Below are 16,999 nucleotides of genomic sequence, written 5' to 3' on the forward strand. Positions count from 1 at the left end.
CTATAACCGATTAACCGCTAATTGTATACTTGGCAGTTCGTGAATTCATGGGCCAACGGTACTTCACCAATGACACAGTCGACGCCAGACGTGAAAACCTTCCAGGGCCTGATCCTTGCCCTGCAACAGTACTGGGCCGAACAGGGCTGCGTGATCATGCAACCCCTGGACATGGAAGTCGGAGCCGGCACCTTTCATCCCGCGACCTTCCTGCGTTCCATCGGCCCCGAAACCTGGAATGCCGCCTACGTGCAGCCATCACGCCGTCCCACCGACGGCCGCTACGGCGAAAACCCCAATCGCCTGCAGCACTACTACCAATTCCAGGTGGTGATGAAGCCTTCCCCCCTGGAGCTGCAAGCGCTGTATCTGGGCTCGCTCGAACGTCTCGGCATCGACCCGCAGGTCCACGACATTCGTTTCGTCGAGGACAACTGGGAATCCCCTACTCTAGGTGCCTGGGGGCTCGGCTGGGAAGTCTGGCTCAACGGCATGGAGGTGACCCAGTTCACCTACTTCCAGCAGGCCGGCGGCATCGAATGCTATCCCGTCACCGGTGAGCTGACCTATGGCCTGGAACGCATCGCCATGTACCTGCAGGACGTCGATAGTGTCTACGACCTGGTGTGGACCTACGCCCCCGACGGTTCCTCCGTTACCTATGGCGATGTCTATCTGCAGAACGAACGCGAACAGTCGGCTTACAATTTCGAACACGCCGATGTTCCCTACCAGTTCTCCGCTTTCGACCACAGCGAAGGCGAATGCCAGAAGCTGCTCGATGCGGGGTTGCCCCTGCCCGCCTACGAGCACGTGCTCAAGGCATCGCATACCTTTAACCTGCTCGACGCCCGTCACGCCATCTCGGTCACCGAGCGTCAGCGTTACATCCTGCGTGTGCGCACCATGGCCCGTGACGTCGCCCACGCCTACTTTGAATCGCGCAAGGCAGCCGGGTTCCCCATGGCACCCGAGACCATCCGCCAGGAACTGCTGAGCCGGGAAAGCAACGAGGGAGACGCGTAAGCATGGCATCCAACACCCTACTGGTCGAACTCGGCGTCGAGGAGCTTCCGCCAGGCGCCATCGAATCCCTCGCCAACGCCTTGCGCGACGGTATCGTCGATCGTCTCGCCGAGGCTGAGGTTCCTTTCGCCGCGGCGCACGCTCATGCCACCCCCCGTCGTTTGGCGGTCAGCATCGAGGCACTCGGCGACAAGCAGCCGGATCGCGAGATCGAGCGTCGCGGCCCCGCCCTCGCGGCCGCCTTCAAGGACGATGAACCCACCAAGGCGGCGGAAGGCTTCGCGCGCTCCTGTGGTGTCGAGGTCGCGGACTTGATTCACCTGGAGACCGACAAGGGCACCTGGCTCGGTTATCGCTATCAGGAACCCGGGGAAGCGACCACGGCGTTGCTGCCGGCCATTCTCGAGCGTGCCGTCAACGCGCTTCCGGTCCCCAAGAACATGCGCTGGGGCGCCTCACGACTCGAATTTTCACGCCCCGTACACTGGCTGGTCGTCCTCTACGGCCAAGACGTGGTACCTGCCGACGTACTCGGCCTCGAGGCCGGCCGTACCACCCGGGGTCATCGCTTTCATGCGCCACAGGGCATCGAGCTGGCACATGCCGACGACTACCTGGACGTCTTGGAAAACGCCTTCGTATTGGCCGATAACGACCGCCGGCGCGAGCGTATCCGCGAGCAAGTGCTTGCCGAGGCCGAAGTCAACGACGCCGCGGCCGTCATCGACGAGGACCTGCTCGACGAGGTCAACGGCCTGGTCGAATGGCCCGTGGCGCTTACCGGCAGCTTCGACGAACGCTTCCTCGAGGTGCCCGCCGAGTGCTTGATCTCGTCGATGAAAGCCAACCAGAAGTACTTCCATCTGCTCGACGCCGAGGGAAAACTCAAGCCGGCCTTCATCACCGTCTCCAACATCGAAAGTCGCGATCCACAGCAGGTCATCGAGGGCAACGAGAAAGTCATCCGCCCACGCCTGGCCGATGCCGCTTTCTTCTACGATACCGACCGCAAGCAGACATTGGCCTCGCGACGCGATGCACTGGATAACGTGGTCTTCCAGAAGTTGCTGGGTACGCTGGGCGACAAGGCGAAGCGTATCGAAGCCATCAGCGCGTTCATCGCCGGGCAGATCGGCGGCGACGTCGCCCATGCAACGCGTGCCGCACAACTCGCCAAGTGCGATCTGGTCACCGAAATGGTGCTGGAATTCCCTGAACTCCAGGGCATCATGGGCACCTACTACGCCCGCCAGGACGGCGAACCGGAAGAGGTCGCGCAAGCACTTCACGAGCAGTACCTGCCGCGTTTTGCCAGCGACGACGTGCCCACGACACAGGCCGGTCTGACCCTGGCCCTGGCCGATCGGCTCGACACACTGACAGGCATCTTCGGGATCGGCCAGCGCCCCACGGGCACCAAGGACCCCTTCGCCCTGCGTCGCGCCGCCATCGGCGTTCTCAACATCCTGATCAAGGGTGAGCTCGATCTCGACTTGCGTGAACTGCTCGAGCATGCCGCCGCCCAGCATGGCGAACTTCCCAAGGCCGGAGGCCTCATCGACGATACGCTCGAGTACATGCTCGATCGCTTTCGTGCCTGGACCCAGGATGAAGGCGTTGCCGTCGAGGTCTATCTGGCGGTACGCGCGCGTCCGGTCACACGGCCGCTCGATTTCGCGCGCCGGGTACGAGCCGTGCATGCCTTCAGTCAGCGGGAAGAAGCCGCAGCCTTGGCGGCAGCCAACAAGCGCGTCTCGAATATCCTCGCCAAGCAGCAGCACGATGGCGCTACCGCCGTGGATACCGCTTTGCTTCAAGCCGACGCCGAGAGGACGCTGAGCAAGGCGCTCGAACAGTGTCATCAGGCGGTACGTCCGCTGCTCGATGCTGCACGCTACAGCGAAGCACTGGATGTACTGGCCCAGTTGCGTGGTCCCGTCGATGCCTTCTTCGACGAGGTGATGGTCATGGCCGAGGACGATGCCGTGCGTCGTAACCGACTTGCCTTGCTGGCTAATCTTCAGGCCCTCTTTCTGGAAGTCGCGGATATCGCCCAGCTGCAGCAATAAGGACACACGTGCTGGTCAAAGGGTGGCCCTAACGGCCACCCTTTTTTGTTTCACGTGGAACATGACTACCGGCATGTTGCCTTTACCACTGAATCAACCTGACCCTCACCCGCCTGCTTCCCGCTTCTGAGCATCAACTGACAGTGTTTCACGTGGAACACAGCATCCCTGACTTGGCGCCGAACGCTTCCTCTTCCCTCTTCCCTCTTCCCTCTTCCCTCTTCCCTCTTCCCTCTTCCCTCTTCAGCTCGTAGCTCGTAGCTCGTAGCTCGTAGCTCGTAGCTCGTAGCTCAAGGATTGTTTCACGTGAAACACGACCCTACACTGCTGTACTCGACTGTCTGCAACCGGAGCACTTGTGCCCTCATCTCCCAAACTCGTGATTCTCGACCGAGACGGTGTCATCAACCGGGATTCCGATGACTATGTGAAATCGCTCGATGAATTGCTTCCCTACCCTCAGGCCATAGAGGCCATCGCACGCCTATCACAAGCCGGCTGGACAGTGGCGATTGCCACCAATCAATCCGGCATTGCACGTGGTTATTACGGCGTAGACACCCTCGATGCGATGCATGCCTCGATACAAGCACTGGTGAACGCTGCTGGCGGCAAAATCGACCACATTGCCTATTGTCCGCATGGGCCGGACGATGGCTGCTCGTGCCGCAAGCCTTTGCCAGGGCTGTTGGAGCGCATACGCGATGCGCTCGGACTAGAAACGCTTGAAGGTAGCTGGATGGTGGGTGATAGCCTGCGCGACCTACAGGCCGGCGACGCCGCGCGCTGTCAAAGCGCCCTGGTGCGTACAGGCAAGGGAAAGCGCACCGAGCTAACGGGCACAGGCCTCGATGACGCATGCATCTTTGATGACCTTGCCGCCTTCACCGACTGGCTTCTCTCGTGCGAGAAAACAGCTTCTTGCCCGTTACACTGAGACGGTCCCCGCTCTGTCCACAAAAAAGCTGGCAACGTCGTGTGACGTTGCCAGCTTCTTTCTTACCAGACTTCGGGGCACTTCACCGCAGATGTTTCACGTGGAACATCATCTATCCGGCATCTCCATCAGATATCCAGATTGGCGACCAGTGCATTGCGCTCGATGAAGTCACGACGCGGCTCTACCTCATCACCCATCAAGGTGTTGAACATCATATCGGACGCCACGGCATCCTCGATGGAAACACGCAGCATGCGGCGAGAATTGGGATCCATGGTGGTTTCCCACAGCTGCTCGGGGTTCATCTCACCCAGGCCCTTGTAGCGCTGCACGCTCAAGCCTCGTTGTGCTTCGCTCATCAGCCACTCGAGCGCCTCGTAGAAGGTTTCCACCGGTCGCTGACGCTCGCCTCGAGCGACGTACGACCCTTCTTCGAGCAGACCGTCCAGTGTTTCGCCCAAGGCGGTCATGGCACGGTAGTCGGCACTGCGGAAGAAATCGACGCCCCACACATAATCGGTCGTCACCCCATGCGCCGTCAGCGCCACACAGGGCAGATAAACACCACGTTCGGTATCTTCCTGGAGGTGGAAGGTATAGCGCGGGCCACCCTCGTGAACGATGAGATCGTCCATTTCCTTTTGCAAATGGTCGATCCAGTTCTGCATGGTCACGCGATCCTTGAGGCTTTCGCTCTCGAGTTTCGCGGTATGCACGATCTTGCGCAGGACCAGGTTGGGGTAGACTCGCGACAAACGATCGATACGCCGCATGACATCGCGGTACTGACTGACCAAGGCTTCGAGCCGTTCATTGGCAATGCCCGGCGCATCGGCATTGACATAGAGGCGAGCGCCATCCAGCGCTGTCGTGGTCAAATAATCCGTCAGCGCTTGTTCATCCTTGAGATAGGTTTCCTGCTTGCCTCGCTTGATCTTGTAAAGCGGCGGCTGAGCGATGAACACATGGCCACGTTCGATCAGTTCCGGCATCTGCCGGAAGAAGAACGTCAACAAAAGCGTGCGGATATGCGAGCCATCGACGTCCGCATCCGTCATGATGATGATCGAATGATAACGCAGCTTATCGGGATTGAACTCCTCGCGCCCGATGCCACACCCCAACGCCGTGATCAGCGTGCCTACTTCCGCCGACGACAGCATCTTGTCGAAGCGCGCCTTTTCGACGTTCAGGATCTTGCCCTTGAGCGGCAGGATCGCCTGGGTGCGTCGATCACGCCCCTGCTTGGCGCTGCCACCGGCCGAGTCACCCTCGACCAGGTAAAGCTCCGACAGGCTCGGGTCTTTCTCCTGACAATCGGCCAACTTGCCTGGTAGACCGGCGATATCCAATGCGCCCTTACGGCGCGTCATATCACGCGCCTTTCGCGCGGCCTCGCGCGCACGTGCAGCGTCGAGCATCTTGTTGACGATGGCCTTGGCATCATTGGGTCGCTCCACCAGATAATCGCCCAACTGGCGCCCCATCTCCTGCTCGACCGCCGTCTTGACCTCGGACGACACCAGCTTTTCCTTGGTCTGCGACGAGAACTTGGGATCGGGCACCTTGACCGACACGATCGCCGTCAGCCCCTCCCTCGCATCGTCACCGGCCGTATTGACCTTGGCCTTTTTCAGCAAGCCTTCGGTTTCGATGTAGTGGTTGAGCGTACGTGTCAGGGCGGCGCGAAAGCCGGCCAGATGCGTGCCGCCATCGTGCTGAGGAATATTGTTGGTGTAGCAGAAAATATTCTCGGAGAAGGTGTCGTTCCACTGCATCGCCACTTCGACGCCGATGCCATCTTCACGTTGCGTTTCGAAGTGGAAAACAGGGTTCAACGTCGCCTTGTTGGTATTCAAGTGATCGACGAAAGCCCGTAGTCCGCCTTCATAGTGAAACAGTTCTTCTGCCCCCGAACGCTCGTCGAGCAAGCGGATGGCCACACCGGAGTTGAGGAACGACAGCTCACGCAAGCGCTTGGCCAGAATATCGTAGTGGAACTCGATATTGGCGAACGTATCGGTCGACGGCTTGAAATTGACCTGGGTGCCACTCTTCTCGGTTTTGCCCACCACGCTCAACGGGGAGTCGGGCACACCGTGATGATAGATCTGCTCATAGACTTGTCCAGCCCGCCACACCGTCAGTTTGAGCTCTTCGGAGAGAGCATTGACCACGGACACGCCGACGCCATGGAGGCCGCCCGACACCTTGTAGGAGTTGTCATCGAACTTGCCGCCGGCATGCAGCACCGTCATGATGACTTCGGCCGCCGAGACGTTTTCCTCCGAATGCATATCAGTTGGAATGCCACGCCCATTGTCGCTGACGGTGACGGACTCATCGGGGTGGATCACCACACGAATCTCGCTACAGTGTCCCGCGAGCGCCTCGTCGATGGAGTTATCCACCAATTCGAAGACCATATGATGCAGGCCCGTGCCGTCATCGGTATCGCCGATGTACATGCCGGGGCGCTTGCGTACCGCATCCAGGCCCTTGAGGACCTTGATACTCGATGAGTCGTAAGCTTGTTCGCTCATTGCCTACTCCGTCGTGAAGTCATTCCGTGAGCAGTCGCCCGTGTTCCACGTGAAACATCGCGACATCCGTTTCCGACTGCCATGAATTCGCGAGCGCCTCGCGCTCGACACCGGTAATAAAGACCTGGCAGTGCAAGCGCGCCAGCCAATGACAAAAGATCCGCCGATGCGATACATCCAGCTCGGCAGCCAAGTCATCGATCAAGTACACGCAGGTACGCCCCGTCAGTTCTGCCAGCAAGTGCCCTTGGGCCAATTTCAGCGCACTCACCACCAACTTTTGCTGTCCACGGGACAGCTCTTCCACGGCAGCACGCTTGCCGATGCGCAAACGCAAGTCGGCTCGCTGCGGTCCTTGCTGGGTAAAGCCCATTTGCCGGTCGGTATCCCGACCGTTTTCGAGCACATCCAGTAAATCGCGCTGCTTGTCCCATCCGCGGTGATAGCGAAGCGACAGGCCGGAAAGCGGCAACAGCTCATGCAATGTAGCTTCGAATGCCTTGGCGAATTGCGCCATGTAGTCGCTGCGCAGGAGATCGAGCAGTTCGCTCCAGTGCGCCAACTCTTGCTCCCAGACACGCATCGATCGTAGGTCAATTCTATCATGCCTGAGCAGCGCATTCCGATGTTTCAGAGCACGACGCACCCGACGCCACGCTTCGAAAAACTCGTGTTTCACGTGAAACACACCCCAATCCAAGAACTCGCGCCGAGCCGCAGGCGACCCTTCGAGAAGGCGAAATGCATCGGGGTTGATCAACTGCAAGGGAAGCGTTTCGGCCAATTGTGCCACGCGGATACCACGTTCGCCGTCACGACGAATTTCCAGCTCGGCGGCATCCCGCGCACGTCGGACGCCCAAGGACACCGGCGGATCACCCGACAGTCGGCCATGCAAGGTTACGGCATCGGCATCGTGCGCAATCGCGTGTTTTAGCTTCTGCGTACGAAACGAGCGTGCCATGCCCAAGATATGAATGCCTTCCAGTAGGCTGGTCTTGCCACTACCGTTGGCCCCGGTGACGAGATTGATCCCCGGGGCAGGACGCATATCGAATGCCGCCAGATTACGCAGGCCTAGGAAGTTGAGTCGTTCGAGGGACATAAAGAGGGTCAGGGGCAGCACGCTGCCTCAAGTGCGATTGACGATGCCGGTACGAACCGGCTCTCACACTCGAGGCATGCAGGAGTGAGAAAGTGGCGCAGGCAGGTGCTCAGAGACGCATCGGCATGACCACGTACATGGCATCGCCGCCGCCCGGTTCTTCCAGCAGCGCACTGCTGTTGGGATCGGACAATGTCACTTGCACGCGGTCGGCATCGAGCACGCCGAGCACGTCCACGAGATAGCCGACATTGAACCCTACTTCCAACGTATCGCCCTCATACTCGATGGCCACGTTTTCCTCGGCTTCTTCCTGCTCGGGATTGTTGGCCGTCACACGCAGGTTGTGTTCTTCGAGATTGAGCCGCACCCCACGATATTTCTCATTGGAAAGAATCGCGGTACGCGACAATACCTGACGGAGCTCGCCACGCTCGGCGATGACGACCTTGTCGCCGCCGCGAGGAATGACACGATCGTAATCCGGGAACTTTCCATCGACGAGCTTGGACGTGAAGGTAAAATCACCGGTCTGAGCACGCAGGTGTGTGCCGCCGATGGTGAGCTCGACAGGCTCGTCGCTGCCATCCAGCAAGCGCGCCAACTCGAGAATGCCCTTGCGTGGCACGATAAGCTTCTGTGACGGTTCGACATCGACATCGGCACTACGGGCGCATACCGCCAGTCGGTGACCGTCAGTCGCCACTGTACGCACCAGGTGATGGCCGAACTCGAGCAGCATGCCGTTGAGATAATAACGCACATCCTGCTGCGCCATGGCGAAAGAGGTCGCATCGATCAAATGCTTGAGCGTGCCGCGAGACAAGGTCAGCGTTGTATCGCTTTGACTTCCCTCGATATTCGGGAACTCTGCCACGGGCAACGTCGACAAGGTGAAGCGTGAACGCCCCGCGCGCAGCACCGCCCGCCCCTCTTCAAGCGTAAAGGTGATATCGGTCTTCTCGGGCAACGACTTGCAGATATCCATTAGCTTGCGCGCCGGCACCGTGGCCGAGCCCGGCTCATCGACATGGTGCGGCGACGTACGCCCGATCAGTTCGACCTCGAGGTCCGTACCGGTCAGCGCCAGCTGGGTATCCTGCACCTCGAGCAGTACGTTGGACAGCACCGGCAGGGTCTGGCGGCGCTCAACGACGCCTGCGACCAGCGACAGCGGGCGCAAAAGGTCTTCGCGGGTGATGGTAAATCTCATGGGCTCCACTCTCGTCCTGGGGTCCAAGGGAATATTCAGGCCGCCATGCTCAACTGGTCAGCAGCCGCAACAGATTCTTGTAGTCCTCGCGGATGTCCGCGCTTTCTTCCTTGAGTGTCTGCACTTTTCGACAAGCGTGCAGCACCGTCGTGTGATCGCGACCACCGAAGGCATCGCCGATCTCGGGCAAGCTGTGGTTGGTCAACTCCTTGGCCAAGGCCATGGCGACCTGACGCGGACGCGCCACGGAACGCGAACGGCGCTTGGAGAGCAGATCCGCCAGCTTGATCTTGTAGTACTCCGCCACCGTACGCTGGATGTTATCGACGCCGACCTGCTTGTCCTGCAGCGCCAGCAGGTCCTTGAGCGACTCACGGATGAAGTCCTGAGTGATCGGCTTGCCCATGAAGTGCGAGTCGGCGATGACCTTTTTCAATGCCCCTTCCAGCTCGCGCACGTTTGAGCGGATTTTCTGTGCGATGAAGAATGCCGCATCATGTGGCAGGTCGACCTTGGCCTGGTCGGCCTTCTTCATCAGAATCGCCACGCGGGTTTCCAGCTCGGGCGGCTCGATGGCCACCGTCAGCCCCCAGCCGAAGCGCGACTTGAGGCGCTCCTCCACCCCACTGATTTCCTTGGGGTAACGATCCGAGGTAAGGATCATCTGCTGACCGCCCTCGAGCAACGCATTGAACGTATGGAAGAACTCTTCCTGCGAACGCTCCTTGCCGGCGAAGAACTGGATATCGTCGATCAGCAGGGCATCCACGCTGCGGTAGAAACGCTTGAAGTCATTGATGGCGTTGAGCTGTAGCGCCTTGACCATATCGGCCACGAAACGCTCAGAGTGCAGATACACCACCTTGGCGTTTTCCCGCTGACCCGCCAGATGGTTGCCCACCGCATGCATGAGGTGCGTCTTACCCAAGCCGACCCCACCGTACAGGAACAAAGGATTGTAGGCACCACCGGGATTCTCGGCCACCTGGCGCGAGGCGGCACGCGCCAGCTGGTTCGACTTGCCCTCGACGAAGGTTTCAAACGTAAAGTTGGGATTGAGCCCGCTCTGGTGCTTGAGACTGCCTTCGACCTGGACTTGGCGCTCGCCACCACCACGCCGCGGCGTTTCCTCGCGCTCGCGAAGGCGGTCGATTTCCTGCTCGTCGGCATAGTCTCCCTTGGCACGCGGAGCGGCATGTACCGACGGCGCCTCGGTTGGGCGCGAGGCATTCATCGCCGTCGCCGAGACCGGCGCACCAAGATCCCGCGGTGATGAAACCGCCATGTTGCGGCGACTACCCACCGTCAGCTGCACCTTGGGCGGCTTTCCGGACGCAAGCTCCCTCAGCAATTCATTGATACGCTTCAGGTATTTATCGTTGACCCAGTCACGCACGAAGCGATTGGGCGCCAACAGACACAACTCGTTGGCGTCACCGTTTTCCGCCTGCAAGGGGCGAATCCAGGTGTTGAACTGCTGCGAGCTCAGCTCATCCTGAAGAAAGTTGAGGCATTGCTGCCAGAGAGCGACCGACACACGACCTCACCTAGCGTTGATGAATGGCCGGCTATTGTAGCGCTCGAGGCTCGGGTTATCCACATGGATGGCATGTCTCTTTTCCTGTGGAAAACTCTCTCCATAACTCAACGGACATCATGTCCGTGGAACGTGGAAGGCTTGTCGGCTGTGGACAAAACACCCATTGTCCACACCACTATCGACAGCTTACCCCTTGCTCCTTCACCTGTTGCCAACATATTCAATAACATGCTGTGCGTTTGTAAAAAAAGAACAAAAACTACTTATCCACAAACAATGTCCACACCATTAATAACAACAACAATCAATATAATTTCAATAATGATAGTAGCGGTATCGCGTTCCCCAAGGGCGACGACGAGCGACAAGCATCCAAAACGTCATCCATGCCGGTCGACTGCCGCGGTACATGCCAAAGTCCCCGCCGCCGTAACAAAACAGGTGTGGATAAAAGCGTCGGAAAAATTGCACCCGCCCCACGGATTCACTAGAATTGCCGGTCTTGAGCCGAATACCGCCTGGTGCAAGCGTACCGGGTTCTTCAGTTTCAACTCGTTTCCAAACAACCACGTGAGAATTCGCAGCTATGAAGCGCACTTTTCAACCGAGCGTCCTAAAGCGCAAACGCGCGCACGGATTCCGTGCTCGCATGGCCACCCAGAACGGCCGCCAGGTGCTGGCGCGTCGTCGTGCCAAAGGTCGCAAGCGTCTGAGCGCCTGACTGGGCAACGAATGTCCGATCAGGGCTTTTCCCGGCGGTTACGACTGCTGACCGCCGGGGACTATCAGCACGTCTTCGCTCATGCGTCCTTCAAGGTGCACGGCAAAGGCCTTTTGATGCTGGCGCGCCCCAATGCTCTCGGCTCGCCGCGAGTGGGACTCGTCTTCAGCAAGAAGAACGTGCGTCGTGCCGTCGACCGTAACCGTCTGAAACGCCTCGTCCGTGAATCCTTTCGTCTTCAGCAGCAGCGTCTCCCCGCCGTGGATATCATCGTTCTCGCTCGGCGCGGGGCTCATGAGCTGGATAACGATACCTTGCATCGCCAGCTGCATGGCATGTGGCGACGCTTGGAAAAAGACGTACGCAAGCAGTCGGTCCCGTCCACGCCATCCCCTTGATCGGCATTTCTCCGCCACGTTCCACCGTGGGCGTATGCCGATCGGGACGTGACGTCAGAATGTATCACCGGGCAGAATCTTTATGGACGTAAAACGACTCCTACTCGTCATCCCGCTCGCGGTACTTGCCTATCTACTGGTCATTCAGTGGAACGCGGATTATGGGCAAAACGGCGTCGAACAACGCCCCCCCGCCAGCGTTTCCCAGAACGGCGCCAGCAATGATGCCGCCGAAGAGGGACTCTCGGCACCCAGTAGTGCCGGGGGCGCATCCCAAGGCGCTTCCAGTATGCCGGGCAAGCAGGAACAGACCAGTTCCGATCATATGGTTCAGGTGCGGACCGATGTTCTTGACCTGCATATCGACGCGCAGGGGGGGGACGTCATCTACGCGGCGTTACCCAAGTACAAGGCCGCTTTGAACAGCGACCAGCCCTTTGTACTGCTCAGTGACAATCAGCGTCGCAGCTATGTCGCCAAGTCCGGATTGCAACTCGAGAACCATGACGGGCGCATCACCTATACGCCCTCGAAAACGCAATACTCGCTCGATAAAGGGCAGGATGTATTGACCGTCGACCTCAAGGCCACTATCGACGGTGTCGAGATCATCAAGCGCTTTACCTTCGATCGCGGTCGGTATGCCGTCAAGGTCACGTACCTGCTTGCCAACCAAAGTCAGACCCCCGTCTCAGCACGCTTCATTGGGCAACTCGCCCGGGACAACAGCCCTGATCCCAATCAGGGTGGCGGCCCGATGAGCATGAAGTCGTTCCTGGGGGCGACCTTCTCCACGCAAGAAAGCAACTACGAGAAGATCAGCTTCGAAGACATCCGCGAGGGCGGGTTCAAGAACGTCACCTCCGAGGGTGGCTGGGTCGCCATGATCCAGCATTACTTCACCTCGGCATGGGTACCGAGAAACGACCAAGAGAATCTGTATTACACGAGTGTCGACTCGCGTGACCGCAACGTGGCCGCCTTCGCGGGTCCAACGCGGCAAATCGCCCCCGGTGACCAAGCGACCCTTGCCGCCACGCTCTATGTCGGCCCGAAAATTCAGGATCGTCTCGAGGCGATTGCGCCAAATCTGGAACTCACCGTCGACTTCGGCTGGTTGTGGTTCATCGCCAATCCGCTTTTCTGGTTGCTGGCCAAGATTCACAGCCTGATCGGCAACTGGGGCTGGTCGATCGTGCTCCTGACGGTCGTCGTCAAGATCGTGCTCTTCCCGCTCTCCGCCAAGGCCTACAAGTCCATGGCGAAGATGCGCAAGATGGGCCCCGAGATGAAGCGCATCAAGGAGCAGTACGGCGACGACCGGCAGAAGATGTCCCAGGAGATGATGAAGTTCTACCAGAAGGAGAAGATCAATCCTCTGGGGGGCTGTCTGCCCATCGTCGTGCAGATGCCGGTCTTCATCGCCTTGTACTGGATGCTGCTGGAATCGGTCGAATTGCGTCACGCGCCCTTCATACTGTGGATCAATGATCTGTCGGCTCAGGATCCCTACTTCATCCTGCCGATCATCATGGGCGCCTCGATGTTCGTTCAGCAGTTGCTGAATCCGACACCGCCGGACCCCATGCAGGCCAAGATCATGAAGATGCTGCCTGTCATCTTCACGTTCTTCTTCCTGTGGTTCCCGGCCGGCCTGGTGATCTACTGGATCTGCAACAACGTCATCTCGATCCTTCAGCAGTGGATCATCACGCGCAAGATCGAAAGTGACGACGAAACGGGAAAGACGAGTAAAGCCAAGAGCTGACGGCTTCTCGATTTCCACTGGATCAGACCCCCGCTTCGGCGGGGGTCTGGCGTTTTGGGCCTGCCACCCGGACAATATCGGCAACGAGTCGGAGAATGACATGACTGCCACGCCTCTCTATCGCCAGGACACCATCGCTGCCATCGCCACGCCTCCCGGACGGGGGGGCGTCGGCATCGTACGCATTTCCGGACCCGCCAGCCGCACCTTGGCCGAAGGCATCCTCGGCCATTGCCCGGCGGCGCGCCACGCGTATTACGGCCCCTTTCGCAACGCCAACGGCGGTGTCATCGATGAAGGAATCGCGATCTTCTTTCCCGGCCCCCACTCCTTTACCGGCGAAGACGTTCTCGAGCTGCAAGGGCATGGCGGACCGGTGATCATGGACCTGCTCCTCGAACGCTGCGTGACGCTGGGCGCGCGACTGGCACGTCCTGGCGAGTTCTCCGAACGCGCCTTCCTCAACGACAAGCTCGATCTGGCCCAGGCCGAGGCCATCGCCGACCTGATCGATGCCAGCTCCCGCGCCGCCGCTGAAAACGCCCTGCGTTCGCTGCAGGGCGAATTTTCGTCACGGGTCGCGGCACTCGTCGATAAGCTGATCGAGCTACGCATGTTCGTCGAGGCTGCCATCGACTTTCCCGAGGAAGAAATCGACTTCCTCGCCGACGGCAAGGTCGCAGCCATGCTCGACGAGGTGCATCTGACGCTTGGCGAAGTGCGTGCCGCCGCCGGTCAAGGGGCGCTGATGCGCGAAGGCATGAATGTGGTCATCGCCGGACGACCCAATGCCGGCAAGTCGAGCCTGCTCAACGCGCTGACCGAGCGTGACAGCGCTATCGTCACCGACATCGAAGGTACTACCCGCGACGTATTGCGTGAGTACATTCATCTGGATGGCATGCCGCTGCATGTCATCGACACCGCCGGGTTGCGCGACACGCCAGATGCCATCGAGAAAATCGGCGTCGCCCGCGCTTGGGAAGAGATCGAGAAGGCCGACCGCGTGCTGCTATTGGTCGATGCAGCGACCACGACCCAGACCGACCCCATGCAACTCTGGCCGGAATTCGTCGCACGCCTGCCCCACCCGGAGCGCCTGACACTGGTGCGCAACAAGATCGACGAAAGCGGCGAGAATGCCGAGAGTGATTTATCCACAACCCCACCGCTGGTGCGCATGTCCGCCATTACCGGAGAGGGTGTGGATAACTTGAAGGAGCATCTCAAGACGGTGATGGGCTTCGATGCCACCACCGAAGGACGCTTCTCGGCGCGTCGCCGTCATCTCGACGCCCTCGACCGCGCCGACCAGGCCCTCGACAACGGCATTGCCCAGTTACAAGGTCATGGTGCCGGCGAACTCCTCGCCGAGGACCTGCGTGAAGCGCAGCATGCGCTCGCCGAAATCACCGGTGAATTCACCGCCGACGATCTCCTCGGTGAGATCTTCGGCAGCTTCTGCATCGGGAAATGACACCTTATAGAGCCCTGCTGGCACGACCGATGCTGGGGCTTCGTCGGCCCCTCCTCCATCCGCAAGAATGAATTGATTTAGAATTTGCTTGCCAGCCTCTTGGGGTAGGTATAACCTAACAATAAGAAACAATCTCATTTTCTTTCGTTAAAAATTCCGTTTAAATCGCTCTCCAGGATCCGCGATATGCTTGTCCCCTTTCTCATCATGCTACGCGAGGGGCTCGAGGCCGCCCTGATCGTCGGCATCATCGCCAGTTATCTTCGTCAGACAGGACGGGGCGCCTGGATGCCCGCCGTATGGATCGGCGTCTTCCTCGCCGTCGCGCTGGCCCTGGGGGTCGGCGCCGGCCTGCAATTCGCCAGCGCCGAGTTTCCCCAACGGCAACAGGAGCTGTTCGAGGCACTCGTGGGATTGATCGCCGTGGGGGTGTTGACCTGGATGGTGTTCTGGATGCGTCGTACCGCCCGTGGCATGCGCCGTTCACTGACCGGCGCCCTCGACGATGCCTTCGAAAGCGGTCATCGCCAGACCCTGGCGCTGATCGGCATGGTGTTTCTCGCGGTGGCCCGTGAGGGTCTGGAATCCATATTCTTCCTGCTCGCGGTATTCCAGCAAAGTACCGACCAGGTCGCACCATGGGGCGCTTTGCTGGGTATCCTCACCGCCCTCCTGGTGGGTCTGGCCCTCTATCGCGGCAGCCTGCGTCTCAATCTCGCGCATTTCTTCCGGGTGACCGGACTCTTCATCCTGCTGGTGGCCGCAGGCCTGTTGGCCGGCTCGGTGCGTGCCTTGCATGAAGCCGGCCTCTGGAACCACGCCCAGCAGATCCTTTTCAACCTCGGCGACCAGTTGCCGCTGGACTCGCCGTTGGGTGCCGTGTTCGCCGGCGTGTTCGGCTACCAGCCCGCCCCGACCGTGAGCGAGGCGGTGGTGTATGTCGGCTACCTGTTGGTAACGCTGCTGCTGTTCCTGCGTCCCGCCCGCCTCGCGCAGTCGGCCGCCCCACACGTCAATGCTCGCTGACCGGAGAGAGTGCCATGCCCTTGTCTTCCCCTCCCTCCTCGCGACTGCTCAAGCTCGGTGTATTGGCATCGGCCGTACTGATGCTCGCCACCCTGGGCCTGTTCGCCCTATCGCTGAACGGTCGCGATCATGGTGACGACGACGTACGGCTCGTGGTCACCGCTCAGGGCTGCGAGCCACAGGAACTCAGCGTGCCCGCCGGTGAGACGCGCTTCAATATCGTCAACGACTCCCAGCGAGCCATCGAATGGGAGATTCTGGATGGCGTGATGGTGCTCGAAGAGCGCGAGAACATCACCCCCGGCCTGCACCAGCCGCTGACCGCCACGCTGGCACCTGGCGACTACGCCATGACCTGCGGGTTATTGAGCAATCCCCATGGCACCCTCCACGTCACGGCCAACGGCGATGCACCGGCGGTCGCCTTGTCACGCCAGGCTTTCATCGCGCCATTGGCGGAATACAAGGTCTATCTGGTGCTCCAGAGCCGTCATCTGGTCGATGCCGCCGAGACCTTGCATCAGGCCATTGCCGCCGGCGAGCTGGACGCGGCTCGCATCGCCTACCGCGAGGCACGGCTCATCGATCAGCGCCTGGCGATGGCCATCGGGCTCTACAGCGATCTCGACGAACGCCTCAATGCCCGCGCCGATTACTTCGCCAAGCGCGAGCAGGATCCACAATTCGTCGGCTTTCATCGCCTGGCCCACGGCTTGTTCGAGACCGGGAGCACCGACGGCCTGACACCCATCGCGACGCAACTGCTCGAGGATACCCGAACACTCGGCGAACGCCTCAGACATCAGGCGATCCCGCCGGATCAACTGGCCAACGGTAGCGCTCGGGTACTCATGGCCTGGTACGCCCACGCCAGAGACGACAAGACACTCAACGCGCACGAGTTGCTCGACCTGCAGGGCCTGGCCGCAGGGGCCGAGAAGATCGTCACGCTACTCACGCCACTCCTCGAGCGTCAGGCGCCGAACACCCTGGAAGCCCTGCAGGCCAAGCTCGCCAGACTTCAGCAACGCTTGGCCGAGACGGCCAGCAGCGTACCGGGAACGCAGGCCAGTCGCGATATCGACCGCGATGCCTTGCTGACCGAGACCCAAGTCCTGGCCGACATCCTGGCCAGTCTCGACCATACGTTGGCCTTGCATGGCTGACCATCGT

General features: G+C 59.9%; 13 protein-coding genes. 9 read left to right on the plus strand and 4 right to left on the minus strand.

Going from position 1 to position 16,999, the window contains the following annotated elements; genetic code table 11:
• The first annotated feature begins 69 nt into the window (after positions 1–69).
• The 3 genes from glyQ to gmhB all read left to right on the plus strand — a co-directional run bounded on the left by glyQ (position 70) and on the right by gmhB (position 4,032).
• Complete coding sequence (gene glyQ / locus C8E00_RS11075) at positions 70–1,026, plus strand: glycine--tRNA ligase subunit alpha (protein ID WP_133697555.1); 957 nt, start codon at positions 70–72, stop codon at positions 1,024–1,026.
• Positions 1,027–1,028: 2 nt separating this feature from the next.
• The gene (gene glyS, locus C8E00_RS11080; protein WP_133697556.1) at positions 1,029–3,095 is read left to right on the plus strand and encodes a glycine--tRNA ligase subunit beta; all 2,067 of its coding nucleotides are present in this window, start codon (positions 1,029–1,031) and stop codon (positions 3,093–3,095) included.
• Positions 3,096–3,453: 358 nt separating this feature from the next.
• Positions 3,454–4,032 carry a D-glycero-beta-D-manno-heptose 1,7-bisphosphate 7-phosphatase gene (gmhB, locus tag C8E00_RS11085; RefSeq protein ID WP_133697557.1) on the plus strand — a complete coding sequence of 193 codons (579 nt, stop codon included), beginning with the start codon at positions 3,454–3,456 and terminating at the stop codon, positions 4,030–4,032.
• Between the two features lie 128 nt (positions 4,033–4,160).
• Here gmhB and gyrB read toward each other — a convergent pair whose 3' ends face one another.
• The 4 genes from gyrB to dnaA all read right to left on the minus strand — a co-directional run bounded on the left by gyrB (position 4,161) and on the right by dnaA (position 10,433).
• Positions 4,161–6,578: a DNA topoisomerase (ATP-hydrolyzing) subunit B gene (gene gyrB, locus C8E00_RS11090; protein ID WP_133697558.1), complete on the minus strand. Its 2,418-nt coding sequence runs from the start codon at positions 6,576–6,578 to the stop codon at positions 4,161–4,163.
• Between the two features lie 19 nt (positions 6,579–6,597).
• The gene (recF, locus tag C8E00_RS11095) at positions 6,598–7,683 is read right to left on the minus strand and encodes a DNA replication/repair protein RecF (protein WP_133697559.1); all 1,086 of its coding nucleotides are present in this window, start codon (positions 7,681–7,683) and stop codon (positions 6,598–6,600) included.
• A 109-nt stretch (positions 7,684–7,792) separates the two neighbouring features.
• Positions 7,793–8,896, minus strand: coding sequence for a DNA polymerase III subunit beta (gene dnaN, locus C8E00_RS11100; protein ID WP_133697560.1), 1,104 nt, complete (start codon positions 8,894–8,896; stop codon positions 7,793–7,795).
• Between the two features lie 49 nt (positions 8,897–8,945).
• Positions 8,946–10,433, minus strand: a complete 1,488-nt coding sequence (gene dnaA, locus C8E00_RS11105) for a chromosomal replication initiator protein DnaA (protein ID WP_133697561.1) — start codon at positions 10,431–10,433, stop codon at positions 8,946–8,948.
• 589 nt (positions 10,434–11,022) lie between these two features.
• On the opposite strand from dnaA, the gene rpmH reads away from it, so the two are divergent.
• The 6 genes from rpmH (at position 11,023) to efeO (ending at position 16,992) form a co-directional block, all read left to right on the plus strand.
• Entirely contained in the window at positions 11,023–11,157 is a 135-nt protein-coding gene (rpmH, locus tag C8E00_RS11110) for a 50S ribosomal protein L34 (protein ID WP_133697562.1), read from the plus strand.
• An 11-nt stretch (positions 11,158–11,168) separates the two neighbouring features.
• Positions 11,169–11,555, plus strand: coding sequence for a ribonuclease P protein component (gene rnpA, locus C8E00_RS11115; protein WP_133697563.1), 387 nt, complete (start codon positions 11,169–11,171; stop codon positions 11,553–11,555).
• An 82-nt stretch (positions 11,556–11,637) separates the two neighbouring features.
• Positions 11,638–13,323 (plus strand): membrane protein insertase YidC, encoded by a 1,686-nt coding sequence (yidC, locus tag C8E00_RS11120; RefSeq protein ID WP_133697564.1) that lies wholly within the window; start codon positions 11,638–11,640, stop codon positions 13,321–13,323.
• Between the two features lie 100 nt (positions 13,324–13,423).
• Positions 13,424–14,800: a tRNA uridine-5-carboxymethylaminomethyl(34) synthesis GTPase MnmE gene (gene mnmE / locus C8E00_RS11125; protein ID WP_133697565.1), complete on the plus strand. Its 1,377-nt coding sequence runs from the start codon at positions 13,424–13,426 to the stop codon at positions 14,798–14,800.
• Positions 14,801–14,986: 186 nt separating this feature from the next.
• Positions 14,987–15,826 (plus strand): iron uptake transporter permease EfeU, encoded by an 840-nt coding sequence (gene efeU / locus C8E00_RS11130; protein WP_133697566.1) that lies wholly within the window; start codon positions 14,987–14,989, stop codon positions 15,824–15,826.
• Positions 15,827–15,840: 14 nt separating this feature from the next.
• Positions 15,841–16,992 (plus strand): iron uptake system protein EfeO, encoded by a 1,152-nt coding sequence (gene efeO, locus C8E00_RS11135; RefSeq protein ID WP_133697567.1) that lies wholly within the window; start codon positions 15,841–15,843, stop codon positions 16,990–16,992.
• Positions 16,993–16,999: the final 7 nt, after the last annotated feature.

Origin of the sequence: Chromohalobacter marismortui, assembly GCF_004364315.1 — a bacterium.
GTDB classification, from domain to species: domain Bacteria; phylum Pseudomonadota; class Gammaproteobacteria; order Pseudomonadales; family Halomonadaceae; genus Chromohalobacter; species Chromohalobacter marismortui.

Excerpts from the sequence above, each read along its gene's own strand:
- glyQ (WP_133697555.1), top strand. The coding sequence starts at position 70 with ATGACACAGTCGACGCCAGACGTGAAAACCTTCCAGGGCCTGATCCTT.
- glyS (WP_133697556.1), top strand. The coding sequence starts at position 1,029 with ATGGCATCCAACACCCTACTGGTCGAACTCGGCGTCGAGGAGCTTCCG.
- gyrB (WP_133697558.1), bottom strand. The coding sequence starts at position 6,578 with ATGAGCGAACAAGCTTACGACTCATCGAGTATCAAGGTCCTCAAGGGC.
- recF (WP_133697559.1), bottom strand. The coding sequence starts at position 7,683 with ATGTCCCTCGAACGACTCAACTTCCTAGGCCTGCGTAATCTGGCGGCA.
- dnaN (WP_133697560.1), bottom strand. The coding sequence starts at position 8,896 with ATGAGATTTACCATCACCCGCGAAGACCTTTTGCGCCCGCTGTCGCTG.
- rpmH (WP_133697562.1), top strand. The coding sequence starts at position 11,023 with ATGAAGCGCACTTTTCAACCGAGCGTCCTAAAGCGCAAACGCGCGCAC.
- rnpA (WP_133697563.1), top strand. The coding sequence starts at position 11,169 with ATGTCCGATCAGGGCTTTTCCCGGCGGTTACGACTGCTGACCGCCGGG.
- yidC (WP_133697564.1), top strand. The coding sequence starts at position 11,638 with ATGGACGTAAAACGACTCCTACTCGTCATCCCGCTCGCGGTACTTGCC.
- mnmE (WP_133697565.1), top strand. The coding sequence starts at position 13,424 with ATGACTGCCACGCCTCTCTATCGCCAGGACACCATCGCTGCCATCGCC.
- efeU (WP_133697566.1), top strand. The coding sequence starts at position 14,987 with ATGCTTGTCCCCTTTCTCATCATGCTACGCGAGGGGCTCGAGGCCGCC.
- efeO (WP_133697567.1), top strand. The coding sequence starts at position 15,841 with ATGCCCTTGTCTTCCCCTCCCTCCTCGCGACTGCTCAAGCTCGGTGTA.